General features: G+C 48.2%; 21 protein-coding genes. 18 read left to right on the forward strand and 3 right to left on the reverse strand.

The genetic code is table 11. The features are described 5' to 3' along the window. Positions 1-45 precede the first annotated feature (45 nt). Positions 46-2,700 carry an Rne/Rng family ribonuclease gene (locus ICN14_RS00360; RefSeq protein WP_216224059.1) on the reverse strand — a complete coding sequence of 885 codons (2,655 nt, stop codon included), beginning with the start codon at positions 2,698-2,700 and terminating at the stop codon, positions 46-48. Positions 2,701-3,160: 460 nt separating this feature from the next. Here ICN14_RS00360 and ICN14_RS00365 point away from each other — a divergent pair, with 460 nt between their 5' ends. Genes ICN14_RS00365 through ICN14_RS00375 form a run of 3 tightly spaced genes read left to right on the forward strand, consistent with a single transcriptional unit; the run spans position 3,161 to position 5,841 of the window. Continuing rightward, positions 3,161-4,180 carry an RluA family pseudouridine synthase gene (locus tag ICN14_RS00365; protein WP_216224060.1) on the forward strand — a complete coding sequence of 340 codons (1,020 nt, stop codon included), beginning with the start codon at positions 3,161-3,163 and terminating at the stop codon, positions 4,178-4,180. Continuing rightward, on the forward strand, positions 4,173-4,859 hold the full coding sequence (locus tag ICN14_RS00370; protein WP_216224061.1) for an HAD-IIIA family hydrolase: 687 nt from the start codon (positions 4,173-4,175) through the stop codon (positions 4,857-4,859). Before ICN14_RS00365 ends, ICN14_RS00370 begins: the two co-directional genes overlap by 8 nt. Before the next feature lie 22 nt (positions 4,860-4,881). After that, complete coding sequence (locus ICN14_RS00375) at positions 4,882-5,841, forward strand: S49 family peptidase (RefSeq protein ID WP_216224062.1); 960 nt, start codon at positions 4,882-4,884, stop codon at positions 5,839-5,841. Between the two features lie 34 nt (positions 5,842-5,875). Here the strand turns inward: ICN14_RS00375 and ICN14_RS00380 are convergent, their stop codons facing one another. Then, on the reverse strand, positions 5,876-6,649 hold the full coding sequence (locus ICN14_RS00380) for an SAM-dependent methyltransferase (protein WP_216224063.1): 774 nt from the start codon (positions 6,647-6,649) through the stop codon (positions 5,876-5,878). Between the two features lie 25 nt (positions 6,650-6,674). Continuing rightward, a complete protein-coding gene (locus tag ICN14_RS00385) occupies positions 6,675-7,298 on the reverse strand; it encodes a Maf family nucleotide pyrophosphatase (protein WP_370624789.1) in 624 nt (207 codons plus the stop codon). Between the two features lie 13 nt (positions 7,299-7,311). Here ICN14_RS00385 and ICN14_RS00390 point away from each other — a divergent pair, with 13 nt between their 5' ends. From ICN14_RS00390 to pdxJ, 15 genes are all read left to right on the forward strand, one after another. Beyond that, positions 7,312-7,890: a YceD family protein gene (locus ICN14_RS00390; RefSeq protein ID WP_216224064.1), complete on the forward strand. Its 579-nt coding sequence runs from the start codon at positions 7,312-7,314 to the stop codon at positions 7,888-7,890. A gap of 106 nt (positions 7,891-7,996) precedes the next feature. After that, on the forward strand, positions 7,997-8,176 hold the full coding sequence (rpmF, locus tag ICN14_RS00395; RefSeq protein ID WP_011902241.1) for a 50S ribosomal protein L32: 180 nt from the start codon (positions 7,997-7,999) through the stop codon (positions 8,174-8,176). A gap of 84 nt (positions 8,177-8,260) precedes the next feature. Then, positions 8,261-9,271 carry a phosphate acyltransferase PlsX gene (plsX, locus tag ICN14_RS00400; RefSeq protein WP_216224065.1) on the forward strand — a complete coding sequence of 337 codons (1,011 nt, stop codon included), beginning with the start codon at positions 8,261-8,263 and terminating at the stop codon, positions 9,269-9,271. 2 nt (positions 9,272-9,273) lie between these two features. Continuing rightward, positions 9,274-10,260: a beta-ketoacyl-ACP synthase III gene (locus ICN14_RS00405; RefSeq protein ID WP_216224066.1), complete on the forward strand. Its 987-nt coding sequence runs from the start codon at positions 9,274-9,276 to the stop codon at positions 10,258-10,260. Between the two features lie 55 nt (positions 10,261-10,315). Further along, complete coding sequence (gene fabD, locus ICN14_RS00410; protein ID WP_216224067.1) at positions 10,316-11,251, forward strand: ACP S-malonyltransferase; 936 nt, start codon at positions 10,316-10,318, stop codon at positions 11,249-11,251. A gap of 42 nt (positions 11,252-11,293) precedes the next feature. After that, complete coding sequence (fabG, locus tag ICN14_RS00415) at positions 11,294-12,037, forward strand: 3-oxoacyl-ACP reductase FabG (protein WP_015421598.1); 744 nt, start codon at positions 11,294-11,296, stop codon at positions 12,035-12,037. A 103-nt stretch (positions 12,038-12,140) separates the two neighbouring features. Continuing rightward, complete coding sequence (gene acpP, locus ICN14_RS00420) at positions 12,141-12,380, forward strand: acyl carrier protein (RefSeq protein WP_015421596.1); 240 nt, start codon at positions 12,141-12,143, stop codon at positions 12,378-12,380. Positions 12,381-12,408: 28 nt separating this feature from the next. Then, a complete protein-coding gene (fabF, locus tag ICN14_RS00425) occupies positions 12,409-13,656 on the forward strand; it encodes a beta-ketoacyl-ACP synthase II (protein WP_216224069.1) in 1,248 nt (415 codons plus the stop codon). A 71-nt stretch (positions 13,657-13,727) separates the two neighbouring features. After that, a complete protein-coding gene (locus tag ICN14_RS00430) occupies positions 13,728-15,176 on the forward strand; it encodes a DegQ family serine endoprotease (RefSeq protein WP_216224071.1) in 1,449 nt (482 codons plus the stop codon). Between the two features lie 144 nt (positions 15,177-15,320). After that, positions 15,321-17,126, forward strand: coding sequence for a translation elongation factor 4 (gene lepA, locus ICN14_RS00435; protein WP_216224073.1), 1,806 nt, complete (start codon positions 15,321-15,323; stop codon positions 17,124-17,126). Continuing rightward, complete coding sequence (gene lepB, locus ICN14_RS00440) at positions 17,126-17,932, forward strand: signal peptidase I (RefSeq protein WP_216224075.1); 807 nt, start codon at positions 17,126-17,128, stop codon at positions 17,930-17,932. Before lepA ends, lepB begins: the two co-directional genes overlap by 1 nt. Positions 17,933-17,936: 4 nt before the next feature. Continuing rightward, positions 17,937-18,728: a ribonuclease III gene (rnc, locus tag ICN14_RS00445; protein WP_216224076.1), complete on the forward strand. Its 792-nt coding sequence runs from the start codon at positions 17,937-17,939 to the stop codon at positions 18,726-18,728. Between the two features lie 2 nt (positions 18,729-18,730). Beyond that, a complete protein-coding gene (era, locus tag ICN14_RS00450) occupies positions 18,731-19,666 on the forward strand; it encodes a GTPase Era (protein WP_216180274.1) in 936 nt (311 codons plus the stop codon). A gap of 6 nt (positions 19,667-19,672) precedes the next feature. Continuing rightward, complete coding sequence (recO, locus tag ICN14_RS00455; RefSeq protein ID WP_216224077.1) at positions 19,673-20,407, forward strand: DNA repair protein RecO; 735 nt, start codon at positions 19,673-19,675, stop codon at positions 20,405-20,407. A 12-nt stretch (positions 20,408-20,419) separates the two neighbouring features. Further along, on the forward strand, positions 20,420-21,163 hold the full coding sequence (gene pdxJ, locus ICN14_RS00460; protein ID WP_216224078.1) for a pyridoxine 5'-phosphate synthase: 744 nt from the start codon (positions 20,420-20,422) through the stop codon (positions 21,161-21,163). Positions 21,164-21,176: the final 13 nt, after the last annotated feature.

The raw sequence follows: 21,176 nt of genomic DNA on the forward strand, positions 1-21,176 counted from the left end.
TGCCAAATATCCTTGTGGGATAAATAGCAGTCTGGAGAAATTGGATTAAACCGTTTTTTCTTGGCCGCCGGTTTCAACTAAAACCATTGGACCATTTTGCAAGCTAACCGGAGCTTTAGGAGTTCTGCCCATTGGCAAAATTTCTGGCTCAGCTTTGATTTGCGATTGCGCTTCTTGATGCTTGCTTGAGTCTGTAGCTACCCAAACCATGCCAGCAGATTGAACGACGCTATGCAATGGAGTTTCCTCGAGTGCCTGGAAGGCAACCTTAGGAAGCTCAGGCATCGGCTTTGCAATTACCTCAATAGCTGGCGCTGGCTTAGCTGCTGCCTGTGGGGCAGGAGTTGTGGCAGCGTTATCAGGGCGATTGCTTTGACGTGGTGCACGTTGCTCTCTTGGCTCTCTAGGTGCGCGGGGTGCGCGCTCTTTTACTTCGTTAGAGGCTACAGGCGCAACAGTATTTCCAAAGCTTTGAGCAATATTCTGAATCGGCATTGAAGCAGACGCTCCAGCCATTCCTACTGGTGGGCCTGAGAATGAAGTTGCTATTGCAACAACAGAAGCAATTGCTGCATCACCGTTGGACTCAGTGCGCTCGCCACGTTGACCACGGCCACGACCACGACGGTTGCGACCACGACCACGACGCTCTTCGCCATCCGCACTTGGTGCTGCATCAGTACCAGGAGCAGCCTCAGTTGCAGGAGTTACCGCAGCTTGATTTTCTGGTTTTGGATTTTGATTGTTCTGGTTGCGATTGCCGTTATTTCCGTTGCGGTTACGACCATCTTGACGACCTCTACCGGCACCCGCTTCGCGTGGAGCATTTCCACCTTCAGTGCTTACTGCACCTTCGGCTGGACGCTCAGCACGATCGTTACGTTCGCCACGACGACCGCGATTGCGGTTATTGCCGTTACGATTGTTTTGATTGCGGCCACGTGGTGCGCTAGGAGCAGGTTTCACTTCTGGCGCAGGCGCTGAAGAGAATAGGCTCTTAATGAATCCGAAGAATCCACCAGTGCTTGCAGTTTCAGCATTCGCTTTTTCAGTACGCGCAGGACGTGGCTGACTTACTGGTGCTGGTGCATTTGGCGTAATACCTTTAACAGCAGCTTCAGGGCGAACTTTAACGTCCGCATCTTTACGGCTGACTGCAGTATCAGTCTCGAGTTCGGCAGCAGCTTCTTCAGCCATCACATAACTCGCTTTTTGATCATCAAGACGTGGATCGTCATGACGCAAACGCTCAAGCTTGTAATGTGGAGTTTCTAAATGCTTGTTTGGAATCATCAAGACATTGACTTTGAAGCGTGTCTCAATCTTGATGACTTCAGCGCGCTTCTCATTGAGCAAGAATGCAGCCACTTCGACTGGAACTTGACTATGAATGGCGGCAGTATTCTCTTTCATTGCCTCTTCTTGGATGATGCGCAAGACTTGCAATGCAGAGGATTCAGTATCGCGGATATGGCCTGTGCCATTACAGCGTGGGCAGGTTACGTGGCTGCCTTCAGAGAGGGCAGGGCGTAAACGCTGGCGTGACATCTCCATCAAGCCAAACTTGGAGATCTTGCCCATTTGAACGCGAGCACGGTCATGACGTAGAGCATCGCGTAAACGATTCTCAACATCCTTCTGTGCCTTGCTCGACTCCATATCAATGAAGTCGATCACGATTAAGCCACCCAAGTCACGTAAACGCGCTTGACGGGCAATTTCATCGGCAGCTTCTAAGTTGGTACGAGTAGCAGTCTCTTCAATGTCAGAGCCGCGGGTTGCGCGTGCAGAGTTAACGTCAACTGAAACCAAGGCTTCAGTGTGGTCAATCACAATTGCGCCGCCAGATGGCAATGGCACAGTACGTGAGTAAGCAGTTTCAATCTGATGCTCAATTTGGAAGCGAGAGAACAATGGAACATCGTCCTGGTAACGCTTCACTCTTGGCAGATTATCCGGCATCACTACGGACATAAATGCCGCAGCTTGCTCGTAGATGTCGTCCGTATCGATGAGGATCTCACCAATATCTGGTTGGAAGTAATCACGAATCGCACGAATCACTAAGCTGGACTCGAGGTAGATCAATAGCGGTGCTGAGTTGCCTTTAGCGGCCTCATCAATCGCTGTCCACAACTGCATGAGATAGCTTAAGTCCCATTGCAATTCAGTAGCGTCACGGCCAATACCAGCTGTACGAGCAATGATGCTCATGCCATCTGGTACTTGTAATTGGGACATTGCTTCACGGAGCTCTTGACGGTCTTCACCTTCAATGCGACGAGAAACGCCACCTCCACGAGGGTTATTTGGCATTAATACCAAATAGCGACCTGCTAGAGAGACAAAAGAGGTGAGGGCGGCGCCTTTTTGGCCACGCTCTTCTTTTTCTACCTGAACAATGATTTCTTGGCCTTCGCGTAAAGCTTCTTTAATAGAGGCATTACGGACATCAATGCCTTCTTTGAAGTAGGTGCGGGCAACTTCTTTAAATGGCAGGAAGCCATGACGTTCTTCGCCGTAATTTACAAAGCAAGCTTCGAGCGAGGGCTCAATGCGGGTAATAACACCTTTGTAAATATTGCCTTTGCGTTGTTCACGACCGGCAGCTTCGATATCGATATCGATGAGTTTTTGACCATCGACGATGGCAACTCGCAACTCTTCTTGTTGAGTTGCATTAAATAACATGCGTTTCATAACACTCTCCTATTGGGAGTGCGTCGTTGCGCGCTGCGTTAGGGACAGGTTATATACCGCTTGGGGCATAGCCCATTGGCGGCTTTGGAGTGTGGATCAAGCAAGTCCAGGCATTTCTTGCCTGGTACACCAAGTTCAATGTTGTTAAACCGGTGCCACACTTGACGATCGCCGCAGAGACCTCCTTTAGGTCATCAATGCAGGCGCGCGCCTGAAAACTGTCTTCTAATCGCGGGTCGCGGCATACGGCACACCAACCCTGCGCCTCATTACAACGGGGGAGGGGCAACCCCGGGAGTCTATTAAGGGCGACTCCAAGCTCCACGATTCGAACCTGAATCAGGTTAGTCTCGGGCCAATAAATTGGCTAGAGCGTTGATTATACGGCACAAGTTGAACGACAATGGGGTATTGTTAAGTCCCTTGTCGACCCCTGTCGAGGCGACAAGAGAGATAAATCATGAAATCCGAACCCATTTCCAAGCCTTCACAGGTAAAAACCACCGCTCCGGCCGCCGTCCACCTCCAGACCATTGGTCCAGAAGAGGCTGGCCAGCGCTTGGATAACTACCTCTTGCGTTGGGCTAAAGGGGTCCCCAAAAGCCACGTTTACCGGATTATTCGCTCTGGCGAAGTCCGGGTGAACAAGAAAAGAGCTGAGCCAACTACGCGTTTAATTGAGGGGGATGTGGTTCGAGTTCCTCCAGTTCGGATCGCCGAGCCCGCCCAAATGGCGGCAGTCAATACCGCCCAAACCAAGTCACGGGCGCAGGGATATTCCGACAAAATGCCTATTTTGTTTGAAGATGAAGCGTTACTAATAGTCAATAAACCAGCAGGTTTGGCAGTTCATGGTGGTTCAGGTATCGCTCTAGGCGTTATTGAGACTCTGCGCATTACCCGCCCTGAGCTCAAATTCTTGGAATTGGTCCATCGTTTAGATCGAGATACCTCGGGTGTCTTACTTTTGGCAAAGAAGCGCAGTGCTCTGGTGGAATTACATCGCCAAATCCGCGAAGGGCAAACAGATAAGCGTTATTACTTGCTAGCCCATGGGGAAATTGCTCAGGGTGCGGGCACGATGCAACTCAAGTTTGCATTACATAAATACTTATTGGCCAATGGCGAGCGTCGTGTTCGGGTTGATCCAGATGGTCTACCAAGTCATACCGCTTTGCGTGTTACCAAAGTAATGAAGCGCGGAGAGCTAGCTATTACCTTGGCTGAGGCTCAATTGAAAACCGGGCGTACCCACCAAATCCGCGTACATCTCCAAAAACTAGGACACTCGATTTTGGGTGACGATAAGTACGGCTTTGAAGATCAGGACAAGATTGTGAAATCCAAGCGCCTTTATCTACATGCCCATTTAGCTGGCTTTACTCATCCACGTACTGGCGAGAAAATGCGTATCGAATCACCCCTACCTGCTGAATTTACAGCGATGATGAAAACTTTTGAAGTGCCTAACAATGCTTGAAGAGCAAAAGCCCGATAGACGTTACGACCTGATTGTGTGGGATTGGGATGGAACCATTATGGATTCCACGCCGACAATCGTGGATTGTATTCAGCAAGCGTGTCGCGATTTGGGTTTCAAGGAGCCTGATGATACTTTGGCTAGCTCTGTTATCGGCTTAGGTATTCAGGATTCGCTGAGAAGAGCGGTGCCGTGGATTGAGCCGGCACATTTCCCAAAATTAACCGAACGTTTTCGTTATCACTACCTCGCTAAAGATCACGAGCTTGATCTATTTCCAGGTATTCGTGAGTTGCTGCACAGTTTGCGCGAGGATGGTTACCTTTTAGGTGTTGCCACAGGTAAATCCCGTGTTGGATTAGATCGATCTTTAAAGCACCACCAGCTTGAGCAGATGTTCCATGAAACACGTACAGCAGACGAATCCTTTTCCAAGCCCCATCCTGGAATGCTTCTAGAGCTTTCGGATGTCATGCAAGTGCCAATGCGCCGCATGTTGATGATTGGCGATACAACCCATGATTTAGATATGGCAGCCAATGCAGGCGTAGATGCCGTAGCTGTAACGTATGGCGCGCATCCTCCGAGCACTTTAAAAGAGGCGCCATCACTGATTCATGTGGATGATGTCTCGCAATTAGGCCAATGGCTTAGCGACAATCTCACTGTTAAAAATTAGTTAGTCATTAAGGGTTAAAAAGATGGATCAGAATCAATCCGAGAACGTGAATCAAAATTGGGAACGTCAAGCTCTTGAGCATTTATTGCTCGAGAATTTAAAAGAGACTCGCAAGGCACGTCGCTGGAAAGCGGTGTTTCGTATTCTCACTCTGATTGTCTTTGTTGGCGTAGTGCTATCAGTTTTTGATTTCCATCTACCGGGGCGCGGGATGGGAATGGAAAAGCACACGGCTTTAGTCACGCTAGAGGGTGAGATTTCTTCAAGCTCGATGGCCAATGCTTTAGATATCAATTCATCGCTTACCGCTGCTTTTGAAAATCAAAATAGTGCGGGCGTAGTTTTGCGCATCAATAGCCCTGGCGGCTCTCCGGTTCAGGCGGGCATGATGAACGACGAGATTCATCGCTTGCGCAAACTTTATCCAAGCAAGCCGTTTTATGTCGTCGTGGAAGATATCTGCGCCTCAGGCGGCTACTATGTCGCTGTTGCTGGTGATCAGATTTTGGTTGATAAGGCCAGTTTAGTGGGATCTATCGGCGTGATCATGGAGGGCTTTGGTTTTACTGGCTTGATGGATAAGTTAGGCGTAACTCGCCGCATGATTACTGCAGGATCAAATAAGGGAATGATGGATCCGTTCTCTAAAGAAAACCCGCAGCAAGTTGAAATGATTAAAAATATGATCGATGAGATTCATCAGCAATTTATTGCGGTGGTCAAAGCAGGTCGTGGCGATCGCTTAAAAGAGACTCCAGAGATGTTCTCGGGCCGTGTATGGAATGGCGAACAGGCAATCAAAATTGGTTTGGTGGATGGCTACGGAACAGTAGAGACTGTAGCGCGCGATATCTTTAAAGCGCCGGATATTCTGGACTACACCATGAAAGAGAATTTCGCAGAACGTGTTGCTAAACGTTTTGGTGCTGAGGTGGGTTCTGCAGCAGGCAAGGCATTAATTAAGACACCTGATCTAAAGTAAAAAACGATAGATCAACAAGGTAGCAAAAAAACATCTAGGCCAGCAATAGAAATACTGCTGGCCTATTTTGTAGTGAAGCGCAGGCAGCCTCATTCGGAAAGCGCTTACGCCAGTCTGCAATTGATAGAGTAGTGACCATCTCCGTTGGTAGGCTCAAATCCATTCCCATGCAAAGCATCGATTGCGGTGACAGTGCACTCAGGCAGGCCATCAGCATGGCAGTATTGCGATAGGGTGTCTCAATCCAAATTTGCGTCTGCTGTAATTTTCTAGATTCCACTTCCAGCTGTTTTAGTCGTGCAATGCGATCTTGCGCATCATGCGGAACATAGCCCTGAAATGCAAAGCGCTGACCATTCAAACCGCTCGCCATCAGGCCCAACAAAATAGAGCTTGGACCGACCAAAGGTTTTACTTTGGCGCCTAACTTATGTGCCGCAAGGACGAGCTCAGCACCGGGGTCTGCAACACCCGGAACACCTGCCTCTGACATGAGCCCCATGTCTTTACCGGCGATGAGCGGCTTGAGTAAATCCATTGGTTTAACGGCATCACCGTACTTAGCATTACGGGCAACGCCACGCCACTCACTCATTTGCATTTCTTGAATAGTGCAGGCTAAAGGTGAAACGCTATCGACTGCTTTTAAAAAAGCACGGGCTGTTTTTGCATCCTCAACAATCCAGTTGGTGAGCTTGGCGGTTTGGGCGATGGTTTCGCTTGGCAAGACCCAAGGCAACTGCTCAACTCGAGAATCATCACCCAAAGTGTTGGGAATTAAAAAGAGGGTGCCTAGTGTCGAACTCATGTAGTTGCTTAGCTTTATGTTTGTTTTATTTCTTTGCTGGAATAACAAAGCCAGCTTCACGCAAGAGGCCGCTGAGAGCAATTAATGGCAAGCCAATTAATGCAGTAGGGTCATCGCTCTTAATGGATTCCAAGAGTGAGATTCCTAAGCCTTCGGATTTGGCACTACCAGCGCAGTCGTAGGGTTCTTCGGCGTGAAGATATGCCTCTAAAACATCATCCGATAGTTTGCGAAAGCTCACTTCCGTAGGAATATTGATTGTGGTTTCGACATCGCCATGCATCAGACATAGAGCTGTTTGAAAAGTCACTGTTGCACCGCGCATGAGTTGGAGTTGCGCCATGGCACGCTCAAAGTTTCCTGGTTTGCCAATCGCCGCACCACAGAGGTCGGCGACTTGATCAGAGCCAATGACCCAAGCCTCGGGGTGATCTTTCGCTACTGCGGCAGCCTTGGCTTTTGCTAGGCGCAAGGCTAAATCTAAGGTGCTTTCACCGGGCAAAGGAGTTTCATCCACCTTTGGGGAGATGACGTCAAAAGGAATGCGCAGGCGTTCTAAGAGCTCTCGACGATAGACCGAGGTGGATGCCAGAATTAGTTTTTTTGCAGAATTACTCATCACTACTTGTACTTTCGCTGAAGCCTTCATTTAGACTGATGTCATGAATCGTAATCAAGTTTTACCTCAAGTTGAGCTATCCACCGATCCCAAGGCTTTGAGCCGGATCGATTTTTGTGCCCCACAGTCCTATCAAGGCTCTGGTTTTTTGGAGATTGCAGCCTTACCGAGGGTGGCTGAGGAGGCCTCCAGCATCGAGCCGGGTGATGGCTTCCATTGGCAGGTAAAGACCCATTTTGCGGATTCTCCGGGTTCTGAGCCCCAACAAATTCTGGAATTAGCCGTAAAAGGGCGTATTCATCTGGTCTGTCAGAGCTGTTTGCAGGATTGCGGCCTCGATTTAACTCAAGAAAGTCGATTTGTCATGGTGGCTACTGAGGAGGAGGCAGAAGCCTTCCCTATGGAGGACGACCAACAAGAGCCTTTGGTAGCAAGTCAGCACTTTGATCTTTTGGGCTTAATTGAGGATGAAATTCTCCTGTCTATGCCCTTAATTCCAAAGCATCCAGAGGGTACTTGCAAACCACATGCCTCTTCATTTGGGGAGGGCGGGGAAGCTGCAGATGCCTCTGAAAAGCCCCAAAATCCCTTCAACATATTGAAAAATATGAAGAAAAATTGAATAGACCACCCGCATTGGGGGGTGGCTTTTCAAACCCGTTTTATCAATTAATCAAGCATTTAGCCCAATTCTCATGCTAGAATGTCGCCTTGCTTAGGAGTTCAATATGGCCGTCCAACAGAATAAAAAATCCCCATCCAAACGTGGCATGCACCGTGCGCACGACTTTTTGACCGCACCTGCTACGGCTGTTGAAGCCACAACTGGTGAGGCCCATTTGCGCCACCACATTTCACCAAACGGCTACTACCGTGGTCGTAAAGTGGTTAAAACTAAAAACGACTAATTCTTTAGTCTAAAAGATAGAAGCGGCTCCAATAAAAGCCGCTTTTTTCTTTGAAAAATACCACTTGCAGCAATACTTGATTTTATGAGTGTCACTCTTGCTATCGATGCTATGGGCGGAGATCACGGAGCAGTTGTCACGGTTCCCGCTTGTTGCGATTTTCTCGAAAAACATGCTGATGTGAAGATTGCCTTAGTCGGCAATCCGGAAGTGCTCAAGCAAGCCTTGAGTAAATTTCCCAAAGCGCCAATGGAGCGCATTCAAATTATTCCCGCCAGTGAAGTTGTCTTAATGGATGATCCCATTGAGGTGGCACTGCGTCGTAAAAAAGATTCTTCTATGCGCGTTGCTATTGAGCAAGTGAAAGAAGGTCTGGCTGATGCAGTCATCTCTTCTGGCAATACGGGCGCCTTAATGGCGATCTCCCGCTACATTCTCAAAACCCTTGAAGGTGTTGATCGCCCTGCAATTGCTACTGCGATCCCGAATGAAAAAGGGCGCGGCACCACCATGCTGGATCTCGGTGCCAACGCGGATTGTGAGCCAATGCACTTGGTGCAATTTGCACAAATGGCTAACGTGATGGTTCAAGTGGTGGATGGCACACAAAATCCTTCAATCGGTCTTCTCAATATTGGTGAAGAAGTGATTAAGGGAAATGAAGTAGTCAAGCAGACGAGTGAGTTGCTGCGCCAAGCAAACTTAAACTTCTATGGCAACGTAGAAGGCAACGATATTTTTAAAGGCACTACGGATATCGTGGTGTGCGATGGTTTTGTTGGTAACGTAGTCCTCAAGGCAAGTGAAGGCTTGGCGAAGATGATGAGCGGTTTAATCAAACAAGAATTCAATCGATCATGGCTTACGAAGCTAATGGCGATTTGCGCTATGGTGCCATTGTTGCGTGTCCGCAAGCGCGTGGATCATCGTCGTTATAACGGCGCAGTACTTTTAGGTTTGCGTGGTTGTGTGATCAAGAGTCATGGGTCAGCAGATCGTTTTGCATTTGGTTTTGCGCTCGATCGCGCATATGAAGCAGCAAAAAATCGCATGGTAGAGCGCATAGCTCAAGCTTTTGTGGCGGAGACAAAATAATCATGGGTACTTATTCACGGATAGCTGGAACTGGAAGTTACCTTCCAGAGCAGCGTTTAAGCAATCAAGATCTGGTTGAGCGTTTAGCGAAGATTGGTCTTGAGACTAGCGATGAATGGATTGTGACTCGTAGCGGCATTTCTGCTCGTCACTTTGCGGCAGACAATCAACTTACGAGTGACTTGGCGGTCAAAGCTGCTGAAGCCGCATTAGAGGCGGCTGGCTGCACCTCAGAAGATCTTGACCTCATTATTTTGGCAACCTCTACGCCGGATCATTTGGGCGGCTTTCCAAGTACTGCTTGCGTAGTGCAAGATAAATTGGGTGCTCACACAAACTGTGCGGCATTCGATGTCCAGGCGGTATGTGCCGGCTTTACTTATGCTCTGGCGATTGCGGATGCATTTATTCGTACGGGCACTTACAAAAAAGTTTTAGTTCTCGGTGCAGAAACCTTTTCCCGTATTTTGGATTTCCAAGATCGCACGACCTCTGTTTTATTTGGTGATGGTGCTGGGGCAGTGGTTCTTGAAGCCTCGAAAGAGCCAGGTATTTTGGCAACTGCCTTACATGCTGACGGCAGTCAACGTGACATCCTCTGTGTTCCAGGACGTGCAAAGCAGGGTGGCGTAGAAGGCTCTGCTTACTTAACTATGGATGGCCCTGCAGTCTTTAAGCTGGCCGTTAAGGTGCTAGAGCAAGTTGCGCATGAGGCTTTAGAGAAAGCCAATCTCAAACCAGAGCAAATTGATTGGTTGGTGCCACACCAAGCCAATATTCGCATCATGGAGAGCACGGCTCGCAAGATGGGTATGTCGATGGATAAAGTGATTGTGACTGTGCATGAGCATGGCAATACTTCTGCTGCATCTATTCCACTTGCCTTGGACGTCGGCGTGCGCTCTGGTCAAATTCAACGCGGTCAACACCTTTTGCTAGAGGGCGTGGGCGGTGGCTTTGCTTGGGGCGCAGTAGCAATTAAGTATTGAAGCAAAGCACTAAAGCTAAAAATATATTCACAACTATTATTCAGCGATTATTCCTATGACATTTGCATTTGTATTCCCTGGCCAAGGTTCCCAATCTGTTGGGATGCTCAACTCCATTGCTGATCGCCCAGAGGTTCGTGCAACTTTGCAAGAAGCCTCAGAGGCTTTGGGTGAAGATGTTGCAAAACTGATTGCTGAAGGCCCTGCAGAAGCATTGTCTTTAACAACCAATACACAGCCCGTGATGTTGACCGCGGCGATTGCGTTTTATCGCGCTTGGTTAGCCTCTGGTGGTGCCGTTCCTCAGATGATGGCTGGTCACAGTTTGGGTGAATACTCTGCTTTAGTTGCTGCTGGCGTCATCTCTTTTAAAGATGCAGTGCCTTTAGTGCGCTTTCGTGCTGAAGCGATGCAGACGGCTGTCCCAGTTGGTACGGGTGGTATGGCTGCGATTTTAGGTTTGGATGATGCGATTGTAAAAACGGTTTGTGCTGAAGCTGCTGCAGCTTCCGGTGGCGTAGTGGAGGCAGTGAACTTTAATGCTCCAGGACAAGTCGTGATTGCGGGTGGTAGCGATGCCGTGACTAAGGCTTGCGAATTACTCAAGGCAGCTGGTGCGAAGCGTGCTCTGCCATTGCCAGTATCCGCACCATTTCATTCATCGCTGCTGCAGCCTGCTTCTGAAAAGCTCAAAGCCTACTTGGCCGATATTGAATTTAAGGTCCCCACTATTTCTGTAGTTAATAACGTTGATGTCAATGTGCTAAATGATCCAGCGGCCATTAAAGATGCCTTGGTGCGTCAAGCTGCTAAGCCTGTACGTTGGCAAGAGACTATCAATGCTATGGCGCAGCAGGGCATTACTCAGGTAGTGGAATGCGGTCCTGGCAAGGTATTGGCTGGGCTGACTAAGCGCATTAATGAGCATGTTGTTGGCATTCCTATTTTTGATGAAGCTAGCCTCACTGAAGCCTTGGCTACAGTAAAGTAAAAATACAAATAAGAAACATTAAAGAAACGACGGAAGACAAATATGAATCTCGACTTAAGTGGACAAATTGCATTGGTAACTGGCGCATCGCGCGGTATTGGTCAAGCCATTGCGGATGAGTTAGTGAAATGTGGCGCCAAGGTAATTGGTACTGCTACTTCTGAAGATGGCGCCAAGGCTATCAATGCGCGTTTACAAGCGAGCGGTGGTCGCGGTGAAGTACTGAATGTGACTGACCCAAAGGCTTGCGAAGACATCATTGATTTGATCGTCAAGGATTTTGGCGGCATCAATATTTTGGTGAATAACGCAGGCATCACTCGCGATAACCTAGCAATGCGCATGAAAACAGATGAGTGGACAGATGTGATCGACACCAACTTAAGTGCAGTTTTCCGTTTGTCCCAGGCGGTAATGCGTCCAATGATGAAGGCACGTGCTGGCCGCATTATTAACATCACCTCGATTGTTGGGCATATGGGCAACCCTGGACAGGCTAATTACGCAGCTGCCAAATCAGGGGTTTCTGGAATGACCCGCGCTTTAGCCCGTGAAATCGGTAGCCGCAATATCACTGTAAATTGTGTTGCACCTGGATTTATTGATACCGATATGACTCGCGCTTTGAGCGAAGAACAGCAAAATAGCCTGAAAGCGAACATTCCCTTGGCTCGTCTGGGTAGCCCAGAAGATGTGGCCCAGGCAGTGGCGTTTTTGGCATCCCCAGCGGCTGGGTACATTACGGGTAATACCTTACATGTCAATGGCGGCCTGTATTTAGCCTAAAAATAAAGCAGAAATTTGATCATTTTTTGGCGGATTTGCTAATTCGGCCCGCCAAGCTGATAAAATTCTTTTCATCGTTTTTTTACAACCCTTGGGGGAATTAATGGATAACATCGAACAACGCGTTAAGAAGATCGTCGCTGAGCAATTGGGCGTCGCAGAAGCAGATATCAAGAATGAATCTTCTTTTGTGAATGACTTAGGCGCAGACTCTCTTGACACTGTTGAATTGGTAATGGCTTTGGAAGATGAATTCGGGATTGAAATTCCGGATGAAGAAGCTGAAAAAATTACTACTGTTCAGCTCGCTATCGATTTTGCTCAGTCAAAAGCTCAGGGTTAATTCCCTAGCTTAGTTAAAAGCTATTACTGTGTCAGCATCAAATGGCCGTCGCCGGGTTGTTGTTACCGGCTTAGGCCTTATTTCACCAGTTGGTAACTCGGTTGATGTAGCTTGGTCTAATTTGCTCGCGGGCAAATCAGGCATTGCTACCATCACTAAGTTTGACCACACTCCGCTGAGCGTGCATTTCGCCGGCGAGGTGAAAGATTTCAATGTCGAAGAATATGTTTCTGCCAAAGAGGCGCGCCATATGGATACCTTTATCCATTACGGTATCGCTGCTGGCACGCAAGCAATTCGCGATAGCGGTTTACAGATAACCGAAGAGAACGCCGAGCGCGTTGGTGTCATGGTTGGTTCAGGTATCGGCGGTTTGCCGATGATTGAAGAGACTGGCGCTGAGTTGCTCGCTCGCGGTCCTCGTCGCATCTCCCCATTCTTTGTGCCAGGCTCAATCATTAATATGATTTCTGGCCACCTCAGTATCTTGTTTGGTCTTAAGGGTCCAAACGTTGCTGCAGTGACAGCTTGCACCACAGGTTTGCACAGTATTGGATTGGCAGCACGTTTAATTCAGTACGGTGATGCCGATGTGATGGTTGCCGGTGGTGCTGAATCTACGATTTCCGCATTAGGGGTTGGTGGCTTTGCTTCTGCTAGAGCTCTATCTACTCGTAATGATGACCCTGCAACAGCTTCACGCCCATGGGACAGAGACCGTGATGGTTTCGTTCTGGGTGAGGGTGCTGGTGTTATTGTTCTCGAAGAGTATGAGCACGCTAAAGCACGTGGCGCAAAAATCTACTGTGAGCTCTTAGGCTTCGGTATGAGTGGTGATGCGTATCACATGACTGCCCCAAATATGGATGGCCCACGTCGTTGCATGGTGAATGCAATGCGCGATGCTGGCTTGAATGCAGATCAGATTCAGTACATCAATGCACACGGTACTTCGACACCTTTGGGTGATAAGAATGAAACTGGCGCTATCAAGGCTGCTCTCGGCGATCACGCCAAGAAGACGCTAATTAACTCTACTAAGTCGATGACTGGCCACCTTTTAGGCGGTGCGGGCGGCTTGGAGTCTGTCTTTACTATTCTGGCTTTACATAACCAAAAGTCTCCACCAACAATCAACATCTTCAATCAAGATCCAGAGTGTGATTTGGACTACTGCGCCAATACTGCTCGTGATGTGAAGATCGACCATGCCGTCAAAAACAACTTTGGCTTTGGGGGTACTAACGGTACCTTGATTTTTGGCAAACTGACCTAATATTCTTACTAGGTTATTTCCTTTCTTCGTTTCCTTAATTATTGGTTTTTACCAAGTAGGTTGATGGCATCATGAAAAAGTATCTTATTGCGCTCTTAGCTATCTTTAGCTTGGGGCAAATTGCATTCATTCCTCAGGCCTGCGCCCAGAGCCCTCGCGTCTCCATTCCAGATTTTGCTGATTTGGTTGAGAGAGCCAGTCCGGCCGTGGTCAATATTCGTACTACTGAAAAAGTGATGCAGCAGCAAGCCCAGGGTGGTTTCCCAGGAATGCCAGAGGATCAAGCTGAGTTCTTCCGTCGTTTCTTCGGAGTACCTATTCCAGGTTTGCCTGGTACACCTAAACAAGCCCAACCGAATCCAGGCAAGCCTCAAGAGGCTGATCGTGGCGTAGGTTCAGGCTTCATTATTGAATCCAATGGTTTGATTCTGACAAATGCCCACGTGGTTGAAGGTGCGAATACGATTTACGTTACCTTGACTGACAAGCGTGAGTACAAAGCGAAGTTACTAGGTATGGATAAGCGTACTGATGTGGCGGTTGTCAAAATTGATGCACGCGATTTACCTAAGTTGCCATTGGGTGACTCTTCCCGCGTAAGAGTGGGTGAGTGGGTATTAGCGATTGGCTCCCCGTTTGGCTTAGAAAATACCGTGACCGCAGGCATCGTGTCCGCCAAGAGTCGTGATACTGGCGACTACTTGCCATTCATTCAGACGGACGTGGCGGTGAATCCTGGTAACTCGGGTGGTCCCTTATTGAACACAGCCGGACAGGTCATTGGCATTAACTCACAAATCTTTAGTCGCTCTGGTGGATATATGGGTATCTCATTTGCGATTCCGATTGATGAGGCCATGCGCGTTGCAGATCAATTGCGTACCAATGGAAAAATGACTCGTGGTCGTATTGGCGTTGCTTTAGGTGAAATGACTAAAGAGATCGCTGAGAGCTTAGGCTTAGGAAAACCACGTGGAGCTTATGTTCGCAATGTTGAACCTGGTGGTCCAGCAGCAGCGGGTGGCATTGAGTCGGGCGACGTGATTTTGAGCTTCAATGGCCGCGATATTGGAAAATCCACCGATCTACCCAGAACAGTTGGTGAAACTAAGCCTGGAACTAGCGCAACAGTCCAGGTCTGGCGCAAAGGGGGCACCAAGGACTTGATGGTGACTGTGGCCGATACCGAAGCTGGTCAGGCCGCTGTGAAGAAATCGGATAACTCTGGATCATCTGGTGGGAATACCAATTCTCTTGGAGTGGCGGTTTCTGAGCCCTCAGATAGCAAGAAGAAGGAGCTCAATATCCGCGGTGGGGTTGAGGTTACGGGCCTAGGAGATGGCCCCCTAGCGCGTGCAGGGGTGCGTCCTGGCGATGTCATTATCCGGATTGCGGATGCTGACATTACTGGGGTAAAGCAGTTTGAGAGCCTGGTTAAGGGCCTGGATGCCAATAAATCGGTCCCAGTTTTTGTCCGCAGGGCTGATAGCACCATGATTATTCCAGTTAGGCCAAAATAAGCCAAAACCTGGGTTTTTGCATGGAATAAACGGGTTCGGCGCTAATTTAGCGCCACCCATTACAATCACTTTAAGACGGCTTTTTGCAGCGCATCATTGTGGTGCGTTCTGACAAGGCGTTTTTTGAAGACCACATAAGACGCTATGGATTTAATCCGCAATTTTTCTATCATCGCCCACATTGATCACGGCAAATCAACGCTTGCTGATCGCATTATTCAACTCTGTGGCGGTCTATCTGATCGTGAAATGGAAGCCCAAGTGCTTGACTCGATGGATATCGAGCGGGAGCGTGGCATCACGATTAAAGCGCAAACAGCAGCGCTGACTTATAAGTCCAAAGATGGCAAAACTTACAACATCAATTTGATTGATACTCCGGGACACGTTGACTTCTCCTATGAAGTGAGCCGCTCTCTATCAGCATGTGAAGGTGCATTGTTGGTAGTTGATGCCAGTCAAGGTGTTGAGGCTCAAACTGTCGCTAACTGTTACATGGCGCTGGAGCTAGGCGTTGAAGTAGTGCCGGTGCTTAATAAGATTGATTTGCCGCAGGCTGATCCTGAGCGCGCTAAAAAAGAAATTGAAGATGTTATTGGTATCGATGCATCTGAGGCGGTGACGTGTTCGGCTAAAACTGGCTTAGGCGTACAAGAAGTCATCGAAGAGATGATTGCTCGCGTACCCCCACCAAAAGGCAATGCAGCAGATCCTTTGCAAGCCTTGATTATTGATTCTTGGTTTGATAACTATGTTGGTGTGGTGATGTTGGTGCGGGTTGTGAACGGCACCTTAAAGCCAAAAGAAAAAATTACTTTGATGTCCAATGGCTCAAGCCATCTGGTTGAGCACGTTGGTGTATTTAGTCCAAAGTCTGTGGATCGTCCAGCGCTGTCTGCTGGCCAGGTAGGCTTTGTGATTGCCGGTATTAAAGAGTTAAAAGCCGCCAAGGTGGGTGACACAGTTACCCATACTCCTGGGCAGCAAGGCCGAGTCCCAGCTACCGAGCCACTTCCAGGCTTTAAAGAAGTGAAGCCCCAGGTCTTTGCAGGTCTGTACCCGGTGGAGTCGAGTGAGTACGATCAATTGCGCGAATCTTTAGAGAAGCTGCAATTAAACGATGCCTCACTCTTGTATGAGCCTGAGGTTTCGCAAGCGCTTGGTTTTGGATTCCGCTGCGGCTTCCTGGGATTGCTCCATATGGAGATCGTGCAAGAGCGTTTAGAGCGTCAGTACGGCATGAATCTCATTACTACCGCACCAACGGTGGTGTACCAAGTAGAGCAATCTGATGGCACGATCCTGTCGGTAGACAACCCATCGAAGATGCCAGAGGCTAGCAAGATCAACACGATTCTTGAGCCGATCGTGACAGTCAATCTGTATATGCCGCAAGAGTACGTGGGCGCGATCATTACTCTATGTATTGGTAAGCGCGGTATTCAGATGGATATGAATTACCTCGGTCGCCAAGTAAAACTCACATATGAACTGCCAATGGCGGAGATTGTTTTGGATTTCTTTGACAAAATGAAATCGATCTCTCGTGGCTATGCATCTATGGATTACGAGTTCAAAGAATACCGTCCGGCAGATGTGGTTAAGGTAGACATCCTCATTAATAGTGAGCGCGTTGATGCTTTGTCGGTGATTGTTCACCGCAACAATAGCCAGCACCGTGGACGCGAAGTAGTTGCTAAGATGCGCGGCATTATTCCGCGTCAAATGTTTGATGTGGCCATTCAGGCGGCAATTGGTAGCAACATCGTTGCCCGTGAAAACGTGAAAGCCTTGCGTAAGAACGTATTGGCTAAGTGTTACGGTGGTGATATTTCTCGTAAACGCAAATTATTAGAGAAGCAAAAAGAAGGTAAGAAGCGCATGAAGCAAGTAGGTAACGTGGAGATTCCACAAGAAGCCTTCTTAGCCATTTTGCAGGTAGACGACTAATGAACTTTGCGCTCATCCTATTTATCTTGGTAGTAGTTTCAGGTATTGCTTGGATTGCTGATCGTTACTACTTTGCCCCGCAAAGACGTATGGCTGGCATTGATCGCATGCCATTGTGGCTGGAATACACGGCTGGTTTCTTCCCGGTAATCTGCGCGGTATTTGTATTGCGCTCTTTTATTGTGGAGCCATTCAAAATTCCATCAGGCTCGATGATTCCAACCCTGCAGATTGGCGACTTTATTCTGGTAAATAAATTTACCTACGGAATTCGATTGCCAGTCATCAACCAGAAGGTAGTCGACCTAGGATCCCCAAAACGTGGTGATGTAGTCGTATTCCGCTATCCGCGTGATGAATCAGTTGACTACATTAAACGCGTCGTGGCTTTGCCTGGTGACACCATTACTTATCAAGACAAGCGTTTAACAGTCAATGGTCAGCCACTTCAATATAGCGGTGGTGAGCCTTACTTAGATCCAGAAAACATGAGGTATGCCAAACGGTTTGCAGAGTCTTATCCTGCGGATTTAGGTGGTAACAAGCATGAAATTCTCAATGATCCCGATCGTCCTGCTGGCATGTTTCCTGCAGAACGTTTTCCTGGATTTGAAAATTGTCAGTACCAAAATGGTGGGCTGACTTGTACCGTCCCAGCAGGGCATTACTTTGCTATGGGTGATAACCGCGATAACAGCGCTGACTCTCGTTACTGGGGATTTGTGCCGGATAAAAATATCGTCGGCAAGGCATTCTTTGTTTGGTTAAACCTGGGAAATCTGGGTCGCATTGGCGGCTTCGAATAAAGTCATGAACGCCCGCGCCGCCATCGAAACTGCACCGCTGCAAGCGCAACTGGGCTACACGTTTAAAAAACTAGAGCTACTGAATCAAGCTCTAACGCATCGTAGTCACAGTAAGAAAAATAATGAGCGCCTGGAATTTTTGGGTGACTCGATTCTGAACTGCGTTGTTGCTGAAATGCTTTATGAGCGTTATTCCGATCTAGATGAGGGTGATCTCTCCCGTGTGCGGGCTAACTTAGTCAAGCAGCAAGCACTCTACGAGATTGCTCAAACTCTATCGTTGTCAGACTATCTTCGCTTAGGTGAAGGTGAGCTGAAGAGCGGTGGCTTTCGTCGCCCATCTATTCTGGCCGATACACTTGAGGCGGTCACTGGTGCAATATTTTTAGATGGCGGGTTTGATGCTGCTAAGACGTGTTTGCGCAAACTCTATTCCATTATTCTGGCCAATGTTGATCCCAAAACATTGGGTAAAGACGACAAAACACTATTGCAAGAGTGTTTGCAAAGCTATCAATTGCCGCTGCCGACTTATAACGTCACAGGTACTAGCGGTGCAGCCCATAACCAGCAATTTGAGGTGGAGTGTTTAATCCCCAACCTCAAGGTCTCCGTTAAGGGTGAGGGCGCGTCTAGACGTGCGGCAGAGCAGGCAGCTGCGAAGATAGCTTTAATCGCTGCATTAAAAGCCTTGCCACAAGCGCTAGGCAAACCTAAAAAGACTCGATCGGCTAAAAAGAAAGCAGCAAAAAAAGTAGCAACCGAAGAGCAATTAAATCTTAAGCTGAAGGGCTAATCGTGTTTAGATGCGGCACTATCGCCATTGTTGGCCGTCCCAATATGGGCAAATCGACCCTCTTGAATGCTTTGGTTGGTCAGAAGATCAGCATTACTTCTCGTAAAGCACAAACCACGCGTCACCGTATTTTGGGTATTCAGAATCGTGAAGAGGCGCAGTTCATTTTCATTGATACGCCAGGCTTTCAGACGCGTTTAATGAATACCTTGAACAAGGCCTTGAACCGCACTGTCACTACAGCTTTGCAAGATGTAAACGTAGCCTGTTTTGTAGTTGAGGCTGGTTACTTTGGTGAAGATGACAAGAAGGTTTTGAAATTACTGCCAGATGACTTACCTATTGTCTTGGTTTTAAATAAATTAGATCTGTTTAATAGTCGTTTTCAGACTCCCTCTGAGCGGGATCAGGCGCTACTGAACTTTATTAAAGAGATGGCCCGCCCTTGGTGTGAGTTAGGTGGCCATGAAGATCAGAAATCTGAGTTCGCTGAAATCGTGCCAATGAGCGCCAAGAGTCCTGGAGATGTTGAGAGATTGTTGGATGTGCTTGAGGGCTACTTGCCAGAGGCGCCAGCCGTCTACGATGGCGATACCATTACTGATCGCAGTGAGCGCTTCTTGGCTGCCGAGATCCTGCGTGAGAAGGTCTTCCGCTTTACAGGGGAAGAGTTGCCTTACACCAGTACCGTTGTAATTGATCAGTTCAAGATGGATGGCAAGATGCGCCGGATTGCAGCAACGATTTTGGTTGATCGCGATAGCCACAAGGCGATGATTATTGGCGCCAAGGGTGAGCGACTGAAGAAGATTTCTACCGATGCCCGCATTGATATGGAAAAGCTCTTTGACGGCAAAGTCTTTCTGGAGACTTGGGTGAAGGTCAAGCGCGGCTGGGCAGATGATCGCGCTGAATTGCGGGCACAAGGTTTAGAGTAATTATTCATGGCCTCCATTCGTGTTGCTGACGAACCCGCTTTTGTATTGCACAGCATTCCTTACAAGGAAACCAGCTTAATTCTGGATGTCTTTACACGTCAGCATGGTCGTATGGCCTTGATTGCCAAGGGTGCCAAGCGTCCACACTCGGTACTGCGCCCAGTCTTGCAGCGCTTTCAGCCCCTATTGGTTTCTTGGAGTGGCAAGTCCGAGCTGCGTACTTTAACGAAGTCAGAGTGGGTTGGTGGCACGCCATCTTTGGTGGGTGATGCATTGCTCTGTGGCTTTTACCTCAATGAGTTATTGGTCAAGTTTCTAGCTCGTGAAGACGACTATGAAAAACTCTACGACCATTACACCGATACCATCTCCGCTTTATCTAATCTCGAATTTGAATCCAAAGGCTTAGAAGAAATTCTGCGTCCCTTTGAGTTAACGCTTTTGCAGGAAACTGGTTATGCGGCGGCGCTTGATCGCTGTGTCGAAACCAATAGTGCTCCGATCTCGAATGAGCAATATGTTTATCAGCCGGAGCGGGGTGTCAGACCTGCTCAAGGGGATGATCCAGGCCACTGGCCAGTCTTAAGCGGTAAATCCCTGCTAGCTATTGCAGCAGGAGACTTTTCTGATCAAGAGACGCTTTCTGAGAGTAAGCAGTTAATGCGCTTCTTATTGGGCTTGCATCTTCATGATCAAGTGCTCACTACCCGTCAGATTTTGATTGATCTCAAGAAAATCTAGTAATCTACTTCAATGAATACCCAACCAAAGCTTGAGCTTGGCATCAATATCGATCACGTCGCTACCTTGCGTAATGCACGTGGCACGGTTTACCCCGATCCTTTGAAAGCTGCCCGTTTGGCTGAAGAAGCGGGCGCTGATTTAATTACCTTACATTTGCGTGAAGACCGTCGCCATATTAAAGATGCGGATTTGATGGCTTTACGTCCTTTGATTCAGACGCGCATGAATTTGGAATGTGCGGTTACTCCAGAGATGATTAAGATCGCCTGTCGAGTGCAGCCGCATGATGTTTGCCTTGTTCCCGAAAAGCGTGAAGAGGTAACTACTGAAGGTGGCTTGGATGTAGTGGGACACTTTGAGGCAGTTAAATCTGCCACCACGCAGTTAAAAGCTTCAGGCATCAGAGTCTCACTCTTTATTGATCCTGAGGAAAAGCAAATCCAAGCTGCAAAAGATGTTGGTGCAACAGTGGTCGAATTACATACTGGTCGATACGCAGATCTGACAGGCAATCAACAGAAGCAAGAGCTCGAGCGCATTAGAAAAGCGGCGCAGTTTGGAAAAAGTATTGGTTTGCGGGTCAATGCGGGTCATGGTTTAAATGAGGCTAATGTGATCCCAGTTGCCGCCATTGCCGAGCTATCTGAGCTCAATATTGGCCATGCTATTGTTGCTGAAGCCCTCTTTAAGGGCTGGCAAAACGCGATTACCGACATGAAGGCCCTCATGGTTCAGGGTAGAACTCAAGCCTAAAAGATTAAAGATC

It is taken from the genome of Polynucleobacter sp. MG-27-Goln-C1 (genome assembly GCF_018881905.1).
Classification (GTDB): Bacteria; Pseudomonadota; Gammaproteobacteria; order Burkholderiales; family Burkholderiaceae; genus Polynucleobacter.

What these genes read in the sequence shown, in the direction of transcription:
- ICN14_RS00360 (WP_216224059.1), bottom strand. Translation starts at nt 2,700, where the DNA reads ATGAAACGCATGTTATTTAATGCAACTCAACAAGAAGAGTTGCGAGTT.
- ICN14_RS00365 (WP_216224060.1), top strand. Translation starts at nt 3,161, where the DNA reads ATGAAATCCGAACCCATTTCCAAGCCTTCACAGGTAAAAACCACCGCT.
- ICN14_RS00370 (WP_216224061.1), top strand. Translation starts at nt 4,173, where the DNA reads ATGCTTGAAGAGCAAAAGCCCGATAGACGTTACGACCTGATTGTGTGG.
- ICN14_RS00375 (WP_216224062.1), top strand. Translation starts at nt 4,882, where the DNA reads ATGGATCAGAATCAATCCGAGAACGTGAATCAAAATTGGGAACGTCAA.
- ICN14_RS00380 (WP_216224063.1), bottom strand. Translation starts at nt 6,649, where the DNA reads ATGAGTTCGACACTAGGCACCCTCTTTTTAATTCCCAACACTTTGGGT.
- ICN14_RS00385 (WP_370624789.1), bottom strand. Translation starts at nt 7,298, where the DNA reads ATGAAGGCTTCAGCGAAAGTACAAGTAGTGATGAGTAATTCTGCAAAA.
- ICN14_RS00390 (WP_216224064.1), top strand. Translation starts at nt 7,312, where the DNA reads ATGAATCGTAATCAAGTTTTACCTCAAGTTGAGCTATCCACCGATCCC.
- rpmF (WP_011902241.1), top strand. Translation starts at nt 7,997, where the DNA reads ATGGCCGTCCAACAGAATAAAAAATCCCCATCCAAACGTGGCATGCAC.
- plsX (WP_216224065.1), top strand. Translation starts at nt 8,261, where the DNA reads ATGAGTGTCACTCTTGCTATCGATGCTATGGGCGGAGATCACGGAGCA.
- ICN14_RS00405 (WP_216224066.1), top strand. Translation starts at nt 9,274, where the DNA reads ATGGGTACTTATTCACGGATAGCTGGAACTGGAAGTTACCTTCCAGAG.
- fabD (WP_216224067.1), top strand. Translation starts at nt 10,316, where the DNA reads ATGACATTTGCATTTGTATTCCCTGGCCAAGGTTCCCAATCTGTTGGG.
- fabG (WP_015421598.1), top strand. Translation starts at nt 11,294, where the DNA reads ATGAATCTCGACTTAAGTGGACAAATTGCATTGGTAACTGGCGCATCG.
- acpP (WP_015421596.1), top strand. Translation starts at nt 12,141, where the DNA reads ATGGATAACATCGAACAACGCGTTAAGAAGATCGTCGCTGAGCAATTG.
- ICN14_RS00430 (WP_216224071.1), top strand. Translation starts at nt 13,728, where the DNA reads ATGAAAAAGTATCTTATTGCGCTCTTAGCTATCTTTAGCTTGGGGCAA.
- lepA (WP_216224073.1), top strand. Translation starts at nt 15,321, where the DNA reads ATGGATTTAATCCGCAATTTTTCTATCATCGCCCACATTGATCACGGC.
- lepB (WP_216224075.1), top strand. Translation starts at nt 17,126, where the DNA reads ATGAACTTTGCGCTCATCCTATTTATCTTGGTAGTAGTTTCAGGTATT.
- rnc (WP_216224076.1), top strand. Translation starts at nt 17,937, where the DNA reads ATGAACGCCCGCGCCGCCATCGAAACTGCACCGCTGCAAGCGCAACTG.
- recO (WP_216224077.1), top strand. Translation starts at nt 19,673, where the DNA reads ATGGCCTCCATTCGTGTTGCTGACGAACCCGCTTTTGTATTGCACAGC.
- pdxJ (WP_216224078.1), top strand. Translation starts at nt 20,420, where the DNA reads ATGAATACCCAACCAAAGCTTGAGCTTGGCATCAATATCGATCACGTC.